Source organism: Lysobacter sp. 22409 (assembly GCF_052045105.1).
Taxonomy (GTDB): domain Bacteria; phylum Pseudomonadota; class Gammaproteobacteria; order Xanthomonadales; family Xanthomonadaceae; genus Lysobacter; species Lysobacter antibioticus_B.
In genome coordinates, this window is sequence record NZ_JBQEOE010000115.1 from 1 (window position 1) to 371 (window position 371).

Below are 371 nucleotides of genomic sequence, written 5' to 3' on the forward strand. Positions count from 1 at the left end.
GACTCGACTCGCACCTTGGCGCGCACTTCGGGGCTCAGTCGTTGGGCCAACGCGTCGTAGACGGCCTTGGCGCGTCGCATGCCGAGCGCAGTGTTGTATTGGTACGAAGCGCGCACGTCGGTGTGACCGACGATCGCGATGACGCCGCCGTGCATGCGTTCCAGCGCAGCAGCGACCTTATCCAGCAGCGGCTCGAACTCAGGCTTGATGGTCTCCTTGTCGGTATCGAACAGCACCGTGCCCAGCAGCGCACCGCCCTCGCCCAGGCCGACGATCAGCGAACCCGGGTCATCGGCGTTGCCGCGCACGCTGACCTTCAGCGCCTGCAGCACGTCGGCCGGCAATTGCTTGACCAACTCGGCCTTGACCGC

Annotated in this window: 1 protein-coding gene; it reads right to left on the reverse strand. The window is 66.0% G+C overall.

The features are described from left to right. The coding region (locus ACTJJK_RS23200) for an OmpA family protein (protein WP_440731372.1) at positions 1-371 on the reverse strand (371 nt) is incomplete at both ends.